We start from the raw sequence: 13,765 nt of genomic DNA on the forward strand, positions 1-13,765 counted from the left end.
CTGACAATCTGCTGTCGTGGATCCCATGGACCCGCTGGCTGAGCTTCTCGGAGAGAGCGCGGCGATGGAGGCCGTCCGCGAACAGATCCGGCGGCTGCTCACCCGCCGCGAAACGGGGCGCCGGCTGCCCTCCATCCTCATCACTGGCGACACGGGCACGGGCAAGGGCCTGATTGCGCGCTCCATCCATCGGGCCGGTCCCCGGGCCGCCGGCCCGTTCGTGGACGTCAATTGTGCCGCGATCCCCGAGACGCTGATGGAGGCCGAGCTCTTCGGTTTCGAGCGCGGCGCCTTCACCGATGCGCGGCGGGCCAAGCCTGGGCTGTTCCAAGCCGCGCACCGCGGCACGATCTTTCTGGACGAAGTCGGACTCCTGCCCGAAGCGCTCCAGGCCAAGCTGCTCAAGGCGCTCGAGGAGCGCGCGGTCCGCAGACTCGGCGCCACCACCGCCGATCCCGTGGACGTCTGGATCGTCAGCGCGACCAACGCCGATCTTCAGGCCGCGGTCCGCCAGCGCGCCTTCCGCGAAGACCTCTATCATCGCCTCGCCGTCCTGACCCTCAGGCTTCCCCCCCTCCGCGAGCGCGGTCGCGACGTTCTCATCCTCGCCGAGCGATTCCTCGCGCGCGTCTGCGCGGACTACGCACTGCCGCCGAAGCGCTTTGCCCCCGACGCCGAGGCAACCCTGAGCGCCTATTCCTGGCCCGGGAACGTCCGCGAGCTCGGCAACGTGATCGAGCGGGTAGCCCTCCTCGCCGACGGCGATCTCGTGACCGCCGACATGCTCGACCTCCAGACCGGCCCCGTCGAGGGGCGAGCCACGGTGCCGCCGCCTGCCCCCGTCGCCGTCTCGCTCGACCACGCCATGCGCGAGCATCTTCTTGCCGCGCTGACCCAGACTCGGTGGAACATCTCGCGCACCGCCGCCCTGCTGGGCATCTCACGCAACACCCTGCGGGGGCGAATCGAGAAATTCGGCTTGAGAGAGACGGGCAGCGCCCGCGCGGCCGCGCGGCCCGCCGCGCGGCGCAGCCCGCCCCCCGCACCATCGATCACGCCCGAGAACCGTCCCGCTCAGGTGCCCTCCACCGTCCGCTGGGAGCAGCGCCGGATCACGCTCCTCCGGGCCGCCCTCGTGGTTCCCGCGGAGACGGACGCGTTGTCGGGCACCAGCCGCGCGCTGGATGTGCTCATCGACAAGGTCAAGGTCTTCGGGGGCCGGGTCGAAGAGATCAGCCCGGCCGGACTCCTGGCCTCATTCGGCCTCGAGCCGGTCGAAGAGGCCCCCCGGAGAGCCACCCACGCGGCCCTCGCGATGCAGAAGGTGGCGGACCGAGCCCGACGGGATGACCCGCTCTCCCCGCGCCTGCGGGTGGGGATTCATGTCGCGGAGGTTCGCATTGGACAGGGCAATGACTTCGTGAAGCTGGACAGCGATGACGAGCGCGTCCATCGTGCGACGATCGCGGCACTGCTGGAATCGGCGGGGGCCGACGACATAGTGGTCAGCGCCACCGCCCTGCCGTTTCTCGCGCGACAATTCGAACTGGCTCCCGCGCCCCGGGCGGGGCTCGAGATGCAGGCGTACCGGGTGACGGGCCATGAACGGAAAGGGTTCGAGGTCCTGGGCCGGGTGGGCGCCTTCGTCGGGCGGAGACATCAGTTGGACCTCCTCGACAGCCGCCTGGGATCCGCGGTCGGTGGACACGGGCAGGTGGTGGCTCTGGTCGGAGAGCCGGGCATGGGCAAGTCTCGTCTCGTCTGGGAGTTCACGCGCTCCCGCGGGAGCGCCGTGGGACTCCTGCTGGAGGCATCGGGCGTGTCCCATGGGAGGTCCGCGCCGTTTCTGCCGATCACCGATCTCCTGAGACGGTACTTCCAAATCCAGGAAATCGACAGCGTGGAGCAGATCGCGACCAAGGTCACCATGGCCGTCCGTCGCCTGGACGAGGGGCTCCTGTATTCCCTTCCCGCGATCCAGGCCCTTCTCGATGTCCCCGTGGACGATCCGCGGTGGGGCAAGCTCGACCCGCCGCAGCGGCGCCAGCAGACCCTTGACGCCCTCAAGGGTATCCTGATGCGGGAGAGCCGGCAGCGACCGCTCCTGCTCCTCTTCGAGGATTTGCACTGGATCGATACCGAGACCGCAGCGCTGCTGGACACCCTGATCGAATCCATACCGGCGGCTCGCATGATGCTGCTCGTCACCTATCGTCCGGAATTTCGTCATGCCTGGGGAGGCAGGAGCTTCTACGCCCAGCTGAGCCTCGAGCCCCTATCCACGGAGAGCGCCGGGGACCTTCTTGACGCGCTCCTCGGTCGCGATCCCGGTCTCGGGCCGGTCAAGTCGAGCCTCATCCAGTGGGCCGAAGGCAACCCGTTCTTCCTGGAGGAAAGCGGCCGAACCCTCGTGGAGACCGGCGTATTGGTGGGCGAGCGGGGCGCTTATCGTCTCTCGAAGCCGGTCAAGCATGTGGAGGTCCCTCCCACCGTCGAGGAGATGCTGGCCGCGAGGCTGGCGCGCCTGCCCTCGGAAGAGAGAGACCTTCTCGACTGCGCCGCCGTCATCGGGAAGGACGTCCCCCTGCCCCTCCTTCACGCGGTCACCGATCTGGCGGACCTGGACGTATTCTCGCGGATGCGACAACTGCAAGGGGCCGAGCTGCTCTACGAGACAGGCAGCTTCCCCAAGGTCGAGTACACCTTCAAGCACGCCCTGACCCACGAGGTCACGTACCGGACGATTCCCCCGGAGCGTCGACGCGACCTCCACGGCAGAGTAGTTGCGGCGCTCGAGCGGCTGTCGCCCGAGGCCATCCAGCAGCTCGGATACCACGCGTTCAGGGCCGAACGATGGTCACAGGCGCTCCCCTATCTCCGCCAGGCCGGGATCAAGGCGGCGGCTCAGGCCGCCAACCGGGAAGCGGTAGTCTGCTTCGAGCAGGCCTTGTTCGCCCTCGATCACGTTGCCGAGAGCCGCGAGCGGATCGAGCAGGCCGTCGATCTCCGATTCGACCTGCGGACCGCCCTCCTGCCCCTCGGCGAGTTCGCCGCCATGATGTCGCATCTGGGCACGGCTCAGGAGCTGGCGGAGTCTTTGGCTGACCAGGAGCGGCTGGGACGCGTCCACGCATTTCTCGCGGATTATTTCCGGCAGATCGGCCAGTACAGGGAGGCGATCGAGACGGGCCGGCGAGGCCTCGCCATTGCCCTCGCCCTCGGCGATCTCCCGCTCCAGGTGGCGACGCAGATGTACATGGGTCATGCCTTCCACGACCTCGGCGACTACCGGCGCGCGAGCGATCTGTTCAGGGAGAACGTGACGGCCATCGCGCCACCGCTCAGGGGCAAGCGGTTGGGGCTCCCCTACGTGGCATCCGTGCACTCGCGCACGTGGCTCGTCTTGTGCCTCGCCGAGCTGGGTCAGTTCGCTGAGGGCGCCGCCCTCGCGCGGGAAGCTCTGGAGATCGCCGAGTCCGCAGACGAGGTCGCGACTCTCATCTCCGCCTGCTACGGGCTGGGGCGGCTTCACCTTCGGCGGGCCGACTTTCCCCAGGCCATTCCCGTGCTCGAGCGTGGGCTCGAGCTCACCCGCGCCTGGAACATCCGCCTCTGGTCCGCCGTGCTCGCGGAGGACCTCGGCTCCGCGCACGTCCGGTCCGGGCGGATCCACGAAGGCATTTCCCTGCTGGGGGAAGCCATCGAGCTCCACCGCGCCATGCGGGGAACAGCGGGGCAGTCACGCCGCCTGACCTCGCTCGGCGAGGCCTACCTCGCCGCCGGTCGAGCGGAAGAGGCGGCCGCCCTCGCGGAACGTGCCCTCGAGCTCTCGCGCGCACACCAAGAGCGCGGTAACGAAGCCTGGGCGCTCCGCCTTCAAGGCGACCTTGCCGCGCGCCCGGGCTCCGCGGGGCTCGCGCGCAGCGACGCCGCCTACCGGGACGCGCTCGCCCTGTCCCGAGAACTCGGCATGCGCCCGCTCGAAGCGCAGTGTCAGCTCGGGCTCGGCCGGCTTCAGCGGATGCTCGGGCAGCGCGACGTCGCCCTCGAGAACCTTGCCGCCGCCCTGGCGGCCTTTGGCGAGCTCGAGATGGAACTCCACCGGGGCCAGGCTCAGGCAGAGCTTGGCGCCTTAGGTTAGGCCTTTGCCCTCGCGCTTTCTCTCTATGCTCACCGGACCGACCTTGAGGGCGTATCGGCTCGCGAGGAGCTCCAGCTCGAGCCTGACCGCTTCCGCCTCGAGCCGACCGAGCTCGGCGGAGATCTCGAATCCGACCACGGCTCGGCTCCGGTGCCGTCGATGCCGCTCGCGCGGTCCCCTGGCCTGGCCTGCCATGCCCTGCCTATCTTCCGCGGCCCTTCTTGCGCTTCTTCGCCGTCGCCCCGGCCCTGCGCGGCTTAGGATGGTAGCGAATCGAGACCACCCTGGCCCGGATGCCTTTATGCTTCTTGAGGAACGCGACCATGTCCTTCTTGAAACGCTCCCATTGCCTCGGCGACGTCGGACCATGCACCACCATCTGCAACGTTTGCATCTCACCCACTCCCAAATGTTGAGCCATCACAGCTCTCCTCATCCCCGAAGGGATCGGCGGTGCGCAGCAGTCCCTACCCTCTCGCGTCCTCAATGCCCTCGAACACGTCCACACCTCTGAAGATCTCCGCCGGCGTGTCGAGATCTCGCGCCATGTAGTAGCCCTCCGTCGCGTCGTAGGGATCGGCAATGTCCACCCGCTCGCCGAGCGCCAGACGCACGTGGGTCAAGGCCATGTTGTGCTTCCCCGCGAGGTCGAAAATGGGAGTGCCCGATAGCATGCGGCCGACATTGATCTCGGTCACGCAGGGCTCGCCGTCCGTGTTCTCCTTGAGGTCGACGCTGAAGGCGCCGGAGGCATCGGGGTCGACGGCACGGACGGCCGCCGCGCTGACCTCCGCGACCCGGGGCTCGCGCACGGTCTTGTGCACTCCACCCACGGAGGAGACGCCGCTCGGCGTGTGGCCGCCCCCGAAGTATGAGAGCCGCTCGGTGGTCTTGATGAGGACGAGCGAGCCGTCCATCCAGAGACTCTGGCAAGCGTAGTCCCGCCCGGGAAGGTACTCCGACAGGGTGAAGGCATCATGCGGCACTCCGCGCATCTCCTGCCAGTAGCGAATCCAGCCGCGGGCGTGCTCGGAAGTTCTCACCGGGGTTGCCGCCACGGACCCGGCACCCTTGCGAATGCGGCACCACACGATCGAGTGGAGAGCCAGCTTCTCGAATGCTTCCTCGACGGTGGCTAAGCTCTCGACGGGGACGGTGGCCGGGACGGGCACGCCCCGAGAGGCCAGGCGGCAGGTCAGCGAGTACTTGTCCTGACAGAGATCGATCACCCTGTCCGCGGGAAGGAAAACGTGGCAGGGCAGCTCGTGGCGCAGTCGGGAGATCGTCTTGACGTCCTCGTCCGTGTTCGGGATCACGAGATCGACCCGGGCCTTGGCGACGACGCGGCGGAGACTCGAGGCAAACCCACGCTCGTCCGGTCGACACACAAGATAGTTGCGATCGGCCGTGGATTTTCTCAAGGAGAACACGTCGTGGTGACAGCCGACCACGACGAGGGAGCGATCTCCAGCCTTGAGACTGCGGATGAGATTGTTGGTCGCGCCCGTGCCGGCCCGGAGAACAAGGACGGTCCGCCTGGCCCGTTTTGGCCGACTCCTCCGCTTGCTCGTACCCTCGGGCACGGCGGGAGTCTAGTGGATGGAGAAAGAGCGTGTCAAGCCGCCGGCGTATGACGCCATGTCTCTCTCGACCCGTGTGGACCCGCGCCCGCCAGAACGCGATGCTATACTGCCGCGGCATGTCCGGCCTCGAGTCCGACGGATCACCGCTTCCGCCCGAGCCTGCGCCCGGAGCGCCCCGCCCGTTCTTCCATCCAAAGCTCACCTGGCTCAACACGGCCCTCGTTCTGCTCATCACCGGCTATCTCCTGCACCTCAGCGGCGGCGGGCCCCTGGAGCACCTCCGCTCGCCGGAGGACTCTCTCGAGCGCCTGACGGAGCGAGAGATGGACGCGAGGGCGGCGCTGGCCCGCGCAACCCCTTTCGAACGCCGCCTCTACGCCGCGCTGTCGAGCGGTGACGAAGGGCTCGAGGACTGGATTCGCTGGCACGACGAGCTGGCCCAGCGGGTGGACTCTCCCGAAGTCGAGCTCGAGCGCTTCGTCCTGCTCGGCGAGGCCAAGCAGACCGACGCGCTCCGTGAGGGAATCGAACACTGGGAGCGCTCGGGTGACGAGGTCGCGCGCATGAAGGAATGGCTCGCCGCCGCCTATCTCGTCCCGGCCATCGACCGATCGACCGCGCGGGCCCTCATGGCCGAGGTGCGGGACACCCTCCCCGCGGGCTGGTTCGCCGACACCCTGGTGGCGCGTATCGCCCAGCGCGCGGGAGACGCGGTGGCGCGAGCGCAGGCGGAGTCGGCCACGGTGACGCGAGGGACCGCTCTCCTGCGGCGGTGGCTCGTGCTCGAAGCGGGCGGGCTCGTGCTCGTCGTGGCCGGGCTCGCGGGGCTCACGGCCATGCTCGTCACGCGCGTGGACCTGCGCATCGCGAATGCGCGCATGCCGGCAGACTTCTCGCTCCTCGAGGGCTACGGTCTCTTCATCCGTGGCGCCCTGGGCTTCCTTCTCGCGGGCATCGTGCTGGGCATCACCATCCCTCCGGACAGCGGGCTCGAAGTCGTGACGGGGCCGGCGACGGCCGCGCCGATCGTGCTCCTCACCCTCTGGTACGTGCGCTCGCGCGGGCTCGCGCTCACGGAGGCCCTCGGCCTGCGGCCGGCGGTCCACGACCTGCCCAAGCTCGCCTGGGTCAGCTTCACCCTCGTCGGCGTGGCCATCGCGGGGGAGGCCGCGGCAACCTTCGCCCTGGACGCGCTCCACCTGAGCGCCCACTGGGCCGACGGCCTCCAGGAAAACCTCATCTGGGGCTCATGGGGCATGGTGGCGAGAGAAACGGTGGACAGCGTATTCTGGGCCCCCCTCGCGGAGGAGATCGGATTTCGCGGCGTGCTCTACCCGGCCCTCCGCACGCGGTGGGGCGCGGGGGCGGCGGCCGCGATGACGGCGGCGGTCTTCGCCGCCGCCCACGGCTACGGGGTAGCGGGTTTCGCGGCCGTCTTCTGGAGCGGCATCCTGTGGGCGTGGGCCTACGAGCGGACAGGAAGCATTCTGCCGAGCCTGGCCGCCCACGCCTTCAGCAATGCGGCGGCCACCGCCGGAGTGGTTCTCCTCCTCCGCCTCTAGCCCTTCAGCGAAGCTACGAAGGCGGCGATACCTGCCTCGCCCACCTGGGTATCCTGCTCGCCCGTGCCTCCGCTGATCCCCACGCCGCCGACGACATCACCTTCGACCTCGATGGGGAAGCCGCCCACGAAGATGGCGAACTTGCCGGGGTGCATGGCGTGGATGCCGAAGGCCTCGTTCCCGGGCAGGGCGGGACCGGATGGCGGCGCGTTGAACTTGTGGGTGGCGCGACGGTGTCCGGCCGCGGTGAAAGCCTTGGCCATGGCAATCTCGACGCCCGTGATGCGGGCCCCCGTCATCCGGTGCAGCGCGATGGGATGCCCCCCGTCGTCACAGACGCAGATCGTCTCCGTCACCCCGATGACCTTGGCCTTGGCTTCGGCCGCCTCCAGAATGATGCGCGCGTCCTCGAGCGTCAGCCGCTTGACCGTGATCATCCGTGCCGTCCCTCGTGGGCGCGGTTCATGGCAGGTCCACCCAGATTTCGCCCGACTCGACCCGGACGGGATAGGTGGCAATCGCGGTCCCGCGGGCCGGCAACAGGCACTGCCCCGAGCGCACGTCGTACATCCACCCGTGCCAGGGACAGGTCAGCCTCGTCCCCTTGAGCACCCCCTCGCCGAGCGGACCGCCTTGGTGCGAACACGTGCTGCCGCAGGCGTAGACCTGGTCGCCCACACGCGCGAGCACCACCGAGTTTCCCCCTACCTCCACGAGCTTGCAGCCGCCCGCCGGGAGATCGGTGAGCGCGGCGGCGTGATGCTCGGCCACGCCGCTCCTGCCTAGAGGTCTTCCTTCAGCACGTAGGCGCGGTGCAGGCCGCTCATGTACTGCCAGCGCATCTCCGTGGCCTGGCGCACCTGCTCGACGGCTTCGGCCTGCTTCTCCGGCGTGGTGCTGTGACCCTCGACGATCTGATAGCCACGCTCGCCGTGCACCTCGTCGGCCTCGATGTGGATCGCGAAGAACTCGACCTCGTGGTCGCTGAACCCGTAGTGCGTCTTCAGGGGCGGCAGGTTGCGCTGGTAGATGCCGGGTACCTGGGACTCGAGCCCGACGAGCAGGCCGGCGGCGGCGATGTGGAAGGGCCGCTGGGAGGTCTCGTAGCACCAGGCGGTGAGGGCCCGGGTCGTGGGCAGCTGCGTGGCCGTCTCCACCTGCGTGCGGCTGACCCCGCAGGCCTCGGCGAAGCGGATCAGGAGATCGACGTGCTTCACGCCTGATTCTTCTTCCACGATGTTCTCGAGCAGGAAGTCGCGGGCATCCGAGTCCGGACACTCGGCGTAGACGGCCGCGCACCACCGCGCGAACTGCGAGACGTACTGGTAGTGCTGGCACGCCCACGCGCCAAGCTGCGCGCGCGACAGCTCGCCCTTCACCCATTTCTCCGTGAAGGGGTTCATCCGGCTGTGCTTCGCGGCCACGGCGCCTTCCAGGCGCTGGCGGAAGGGACTCTTGCTCTCGCTCATGGTGGCCTCCTGTGGGTTAGGCGCGCGCGTCGTCGTAGAGATGACAGGCGACCGTCACGTTCGCCGCAGATTGGAGCTTCGGCTCCTCCTCAGAGCAGCGCGCCATGACCTTGGGACAGCGCGGGTGGAAGCGGCAGCCGGAGGGCGGATTGAGCGGGCTCGGGACCTCGCCGGCGAGCACGTCCTCCTCGCGCGCTTCGTCGGGGTGCGCGGGCAGGGCCGCCGCGAAGAGGGCCTGCGTGTACGGATGCGCGGGGCGCGCCGCGACATCCGCCGCCGCTCCGATTTCGACGATACGCCCCAGGTACATCACGGCGATCGTGTGACTCATGTGCGCCACCGCGGCCAGGTCGTGGGCGATGAAGAGGTAGGCGAGGCCAAGGTCTCGCTGGAGATCCCGCAGCAGGTTCAGGATCTGGGCGCGGATGGAGACATCGAGGGCCGAGACCGGCTCGTCGAGGATCACCAGCCGGGGCGAGAGGGCGAGCGCGCGCGCGATGGCGATGCGCTGGCGCTGGCCGCCCGAGAACTCGTGCGGAAAGAGCTCGCTGGACCGCGCGGGAAGGCCGACCACGTCGAGCAGTCGCGCGATGCGTGCGGCGATCTCCGGCTTCTCCAGACGCTCGTGGGTGATGAGGGGCTCGGCGATGATGGCCCCCACGCGCATGCGCGGGCTGAGGGAGGCAAAGGGATCCTGGAAGACGGCCTGGACGCTCCGGCGATAGCGATGGAGGCCCTCGCCGTTCAGCGTGGTCACGTCCGTTCCGTCGAAGAGAAGCTCGCCGGCCGTCGGCTCCTCGAGCCGCAGGAGGAGCTTGGCCGTGGTGGTCTTTCCGCAGCCGCTCTCCCCCACGATCCCCAGCGTTCGCCCGGGCTCGATCGCGAACGAGATGCCGTCGACCGCGCGCACCGCGCCGCCGCCGCGACCGAAGAGCCCGCGACCAACCGGGAAGAGCTTGGTCAGGCCGCGGGCCTCGAGGAGTGCCGTCATGGGGGCGAGGGGCTTCCTTTAATTAGGGCTAGATAGGGCGTTCGGAGGCCAGCCAGCACCGTGCGTGATGCGCGACGGCAACCCGGACTTCCGGGGGAGCCTCGGCGCGACACCGCTCCACGACCAGCGGGCAGCGGGGGTGAAAGGCGCAGCCAGGGGGGAGGGCGGCGGGATCGGGCGGTTGCCCGCCTATGGCCGTGAGCCGCGCCGTGGGGTCACCCAGGCGCGGAATGGACTCGATGAGCGCCCGCGTGTAGGGATGCGCGGGGGCGTCGAAGATGCGGCGCACGGGGCCGAACTCGACGAGACGGCCAGCATACATGACGGCCACGTCATCGCACATCTTGGCCACGATGCCGAGGTTGTGGGTGATGAAGATCAAGGCGAGGTCGCGCTCGCGCTGGATCTCGCGCAGCAGCTGCAGGTACTGGGCCTGGATGGTCAGGTCCAGGCTCGTGGTGGGCTCGTCGGCGATGAGGAGCTTGGGCTCGCAGGAGATGGCGATGGCGCCCACCACACGCTGGCGCATCCCGCCCGACATCTCGTGCGGGTATTCGCCCACCCGCCGTTCGGGCACCGCGATGCGGACGGCCGCGAGCAGGTCGCGCGCGCGCGTCCACGCCCCGCGCCTCGGCATCTGCTCGTGCGCGCGCAAGGTCTCGGCGATCTGGTCGCCCACGGTGAAGAGCGGGTTCAGCGAGGCCATGGGGTCCTGGAGGATCATGGCCATCCGCTTGCCGCGAATCGCGCGCATCTCGCTGTCGCTCTTCGTGAAGATGTCCTCGCCCTCGAAGCGCACCGACCCCCCGGCGATCCGCGCTCCCGGGGGCAGGAGACGCATGAGGGTCAGGGCCAGCGTGGTCTTGCCCGACCCCGATTCCCCCACGATGCCGAGCGTGCGCCCGGCCTCGAGCGAGAACGACACGTCCTCGACGGCCCGGGTGACGCGCGTGCCGCGCGCGGCGACATAGTGGGTCGACAGACCAGAGACTTCGAGGAGCGTGGTCACAGCTGGCGGAGCTGGGGGTCGAGCTTGACGCGGAGCCAGTCGCCCAGGAGATTGGCCGAAAGCACCATGAACATGATGCAGAGGCCGGGGAGCACGGTCAGCCACCAGTAGCCCGCCATGAGGCCCTTCTTGCCGTCGGCGAGCATGAGTCCCCAGGCGGGCTTGGGCGGCGGGACGCCCACCCCCAGGAAGGACAGCGAGGCCTCGGTGACGATGACCACCCCCAGCATGAGCGTGCCCAGCACGATGGCGGAGTTCAGCACATTGGGCAGGATGTGGCGCCGCATGATCGTCCACTTCGAGCAGCCCGCGACCACGGCCAGCCGCACAAAGTCGCGCTCCCGCAACGAGAGCACCTCACCGCGGATGACGCGCGCGTACCGTGTCCAGTACACCGCGCTCAAGATGATGACGATATTCATCACGCTTGGGCCGTAAATGGCCGCCAGGAAGATGGCGAAGGTCAGACCGGGCACGGCCAGCCACGTGTCGGTGAGACGCATGATGACCTGATCCAGCCAGCCACCCAGGTAGCCCGCGAGGATGCCGAGCGTGGTGCCGATAGCCCCCGCGACGATGACGGCGAGGAAGCCCACCACGATCGATACCCGCGCGCCGAAGATCAGCCGGGAGAGGACGTCGCGGCCCACATGGTCAGTGCCGAGCAGATGGGCCCGGCTGCCGCCGTCGACCCAGGCGGGCGGCTTGAACCGGTCGGTGAGCGTGCCCACCTCCGGGTCCGAGGGCGCGAGCACATCGGCGAAGATCGCGGTCAGGATCAGAATGCCAAGGATGGCGATCGGGAGCACCGGCAGGTTGCCGCTCCGGAGCCCGGACCAGCGGCCCGGCAGGGGGAGCACCTCTGCCTGAACAGTGGGAAGAACGCGGCTATCGCTCATAACGGATCCTCGGATCGATGACGGCGTAGAGCACGTCAATGATCAGGTTGACGGCCACGATCATGATGCCGCTGAGCAGCACGGTGGCCTGCACCACGGGAAAGTCGCGGAAGGTTATCCCTTCAAAGAGAAGGCGACCTATGCCCGGCCAGGCGAACACCGTCTCGACGACCACCGATACATTGACCATGAGCACGAGATTGATGCCGGCCAGCGTGAGCACCGGGATGAGCGCGTTCTTGAACGCGTGCTTGGCGATGACCAGCGCCTCGGGCAGCCCCTTCAGCCGGGCGAGCTTGACGTACTCCGAGCCCAGCACCTCGAGCATGGAAGATCGCGTGAGCCTCATGTGCGCCGCCGCGAAGTACCACCCCAACGCGAAGGCCGGCATGAGCAGGTGGAGCGGGGTCCCGGACCCCGACGAGGGCAGCCAGCCGAGGTAGACGGAGAAGAAAAGAATGAGGAGGAGGCCTGTCCAGAAGGACGGCAGCGAGAGCCCGAGGAGGGCGAAGAGCTTTCCCGCGCTGTCCCACCAGCTGTTCACCCGCACCGAGGCCAGGATCCCGCTCGGGATGCCGATGAGGAGCGAGAACGTCATGGCCGCCACCGCCAGCATGAGAGAGTTGGGCAGGCGGGAGAGATAGAGCTCGAACACGGGTGTGCGGTAGTAAAAGGACTGGCCGAGGTCGCCCCGCGCGAGGTCGGCCATGAAGCTGCCGAACTGCGCGATGAGCGACCGGTCGAGACCGAGGCGGGCCCGCATGGCCTCGACGTCGCCCTTGGCGGCGCCCGGCTCGACCAGCAGTACCGTCGGGTCGCCCGTGAGGCGAACGAAGAGGAAGATGATCAGACAGAGCAGCAGGAGCGAAAGGGCCGCATAGCCTATCCTTCGCAAGATGAAGCGCCGCATCGTTTGTCCTCCGCTGCGCTGCGACAAGGACCAGGAACGCTCGCAGACCGCGAGGTTGCCCGATTATCCCTGAATCCCCCGCCCTGTCAATCCCGCGCTATTGTCGTGAGCTCTTTGCCTGTGCTAGGGATCTATCCAAGGAATCCAATGTCCTCGCGCCGAGGAATGTTCCGCTTCGAGCGCCGGCTTCGCCGGCGCAATCTGTCCGGGGGGAGGCTTCGGAAGGGGGGCGGAGCCCCCCTCCGAGCTATCTAGCCCACATGGGCGACGTGCTCGATCTCGCGGAGCGCTTCTGGCGTGGGGAGGTCCCGCGCCGCGATCTCTGGCGCCCCACCGGCAAGCACGAGGAGCTGGTCCCGGGGCTGGTCTTCTTCCACATTTGGGCCAATGTCACCGCCCTGCGCACGGAGGCAGGGCTCGTGCTCGTGGACACCGGCAATTTCGCCTCCCGGGACCGCACCTTCGCCGCGGTGCGCGCCGTCGATCCCGCACCGGTAGCCGTCGCCGTGTACACCCATGGCCATGTCGACCATGCCTGCGGCCTGCCCCCCTTTCTCGCCGAGGCGCGGGAAAAGAAGTGGCCGGAGCCCGGCATCATTGCCCACCGGAATGTGGCCGCGCGCTTCGACCGATACCGGATGACGGCGCCGTGGAACGGGCTCATCAACTCGCGCCAATTCTCGAGGGCCGCCACCTGGCCGACCGAGTACCAGTACCCCCAGACGGTCTACGACACCACGCATGCCCTCGAGGTCGGGGGCGTCAGGCTCGAGCTCACGCACGCGCGCGGCGAGACCGACGACCACACGTGGCTGTGGTGGCCGGCGCGGCGCATCCTCTTCACCGGCGATCTCTTCTTCTGGGTGGCGCCGAACGCGGGCAATCCGCAAAAGGTCCAGCGCTATGCCGCCGAGTGGGCGCAGGCTCTCCGCGCCATGGCGGATCGCGGCGCCGAGCTCTTGATCCCGGGGCACGGGGCGCCCGTGGTGGGGGCGGCGCGCATACATCAGGCGCTCACCGACACCGCGCTCTGGCTGGAGACCTTGGTCGCCGAGACGGTGGCGCGGATGAATGCCGGACTCACGCTCGAGGACATCCTGGCCGAGGTCAAGCCTCCCGCGCATCTGAGCGAGCGGCCGTACCTCCAGGCCGTCTACGATGAGCCCGACTACGTCATCCGGAACATCTGGCGGCTCTACGG

Annotated in this window: 13 protein-coding genes; 3 read left to right on the forward strand and 10 right to left on the reverse strand. The window is 68.6% G+C overall.

All coding sequences use genetic code 11. The features are described from left to right. Nucleotides 1-25 precede the first annotated feature (25 nt). Nucleotides 26-4,141 carry a sigma 54-interacting transcriptional regulator gene (locus tag VGT00_10245; GenBank protein ID HEV8531784.1) on the forward strand — a complete coding sequence of 1,372 codons (4,116 nt, stop codon included), beginning with the start codon at nt 26-28 and terminating at the stop codon, nt 4,139-4,141. Here VGT00_10245 and VGT00_10250 read toward each other — a convergent pair. The 3 genes from VGT00_10250 to VGT00_10260 all read right to left on the reverse strand — a co-directional run bounded on the left by VGT00_10250 (nt 4,133) and on the right by VGT00_10260 (nt 5,724). Then, nucleotides 4,133-4,279: a hypothetical protein gene (locus VGT00_10250; protein HEV8531785.1), complete on the reverse strand. Its 147-nt coding sequence runs from the start codon at nt 4,277-4,279 to the stop codon at nt 4,133-4,135. The two genes, VGT00_10245 and VGT00_10250, sit on opposite strands and share 9 nt — an antisense overlap. Before the next feature lie 64 nt (nt 4,280-4,343). Further along, nucleotides 4,344-4,562, reverse strand: coding sequence for a hypothetical protein (locus tag VGT00_10255; protein HEV8531786.1), 219 nt, complete (start codon nt 4,560-4,562; stop codon nt 4,344-4,346). A gap of 46 nt (nt 4,563-4,608) precedes the next feature. After that, nucleotides 4,609-5,724, reverse strand: coding sequence for a hypothetical protein (locus tag VGT00_10260; GenBank protein ID HEV8531787.1), 1,116 nt, complete (start codon nt 5,722-5,724; stop codon nt 4,609-4,611). 98 nt (nt 5,725-5,822) lie between these two features. Between VGT00_10260 and VGT00_10265 the strand changes: the two genes are divergently transcribed. After that, a complete protein-coding gene (locus tag VGT00_10265) occupies nt 5,823-7,286 on the forward strand; it encodes a CPBP family glutamic-type intramembrane protease (protein HEV8531788.1) in 1,464 nt (487 codons plus the stop codon). Here the strand turns inward: VGT00_10265 and VGT00_10270 are convergent. The 7 genes from VGT00_10270 to VGT00_10300 are packed head-to-tail and all read right to left on the reverse strand — an operon-like array spanning nt 7,283 to nt 12,564. Next, on the reverse strand, nt 7,283-7,723 hold the full coding sequence (locus tag VGT00_10270) for a heme-binding protein (GenBank protein HEV8531789.1): 441 nt from the start codon (nt 7,721-7,723) through the stop codon (nt 7,283-7,285). The two genes, VGT00_10265 and VGT00_10270, sit on opposite strands and share 4 nt — an antisense overlap. 25 nt (nt 7,724-7,748) lie before the next feature. After that, nucleotides 7,749-8,057: a Rieske (2Fe-2S) protein gene (locus VGT00_10275; GenBank protein ID HEV8531790.1), complete on the reverse strand. Its 309-nt coding sequence runs from the start codon at nt 8,055-8,057 to the stop codon at nt 7,749-7,751. 11 nt (nt 8,058-8,068) lie between these two features. Then, nucleotides 8,069-8,755 carry an iron-containing redox enzyme family protein gene (locus VGT00_10280; protein ID HEV8531791.1) on the reverse strand — a complete coding sequence of 229 codons (687 nt, stop codon included), beginning with the start codon at nt 8,753-8,755 and terminating at the stop codon, nt 8,069-8,071. A 16-nt stretch (nt 8,756-8,771) separates the two neighbouring features. Further along, nucleotides 8,772-9,746, reverse strand: a complete 975-nt coding sequence (locus VGT00_10285) for a dipeptide ABC transporter ATP-binding protein (GenBank protein ID HEV8531792.1) — start codon at nt 9,744-9,746, stop codon at nt 8,772-8,774. Nucleotides 9,747-9,774: 28 nt separating this feature from the next. After that, nucleotides 9,775-10,755 (reverse strand): ABC transporter ATP-binding protein, encoded by a 981-nt coding sequence (locus VGT00_10290; protein ID HEV8531793.1) that lies wholly within the window; start codon nt 10,753-10,755, stop codon nt 9,775-9,777. Then, a complete protein-coding gene (locus tag VGT00_10295) occupies nt 10,752-11,654 on the reverse strand; it encodes an ABC transporter permease (protein ID HEV8531794.1) in 903 nt (300 codons plus the stop codon). The genes VGT00_10290 and VGT00_10295 overlap by 4 nt, the downstream gene beginning before the upstream one ends. Next, nucleotides 11,644-12,564, reverse strand: coding sequence for an ABC transporter permease (locus VGT00_10300; protein ID HEV8531795.1), 921 nt, complete (start codon nt 12,562-12,564; stop codon nt 11,644-11,646). Before VGT00_10300 ends, VGT00_10295 begins: the two co-directional genes overlap by 11 nt. A gap of 260 nt (nt 12,565-12,824) precedes the next feature. Here VGT00_10300 and VGT00_10305 point away from each other — a divergent pair. Next, nucleotides 12,825-13,765 (forward strand): MBL fold metallo-hydrolase (locus tag VGT00_10305; GenBank protein HEV8531796.1); only part of this gene is annotated, 941 nt, incomplete at its 3' end.

The sequence above is a fragment of the Candidatus Methylomirabilota bacterium genome (assembly GCA_036002485.1).
Classification (GTDB): domain Bacteria; phylum Methylomirabilota; class Methylomirabilia; order Rokubacteriales; family CSP1-6; genus AR37.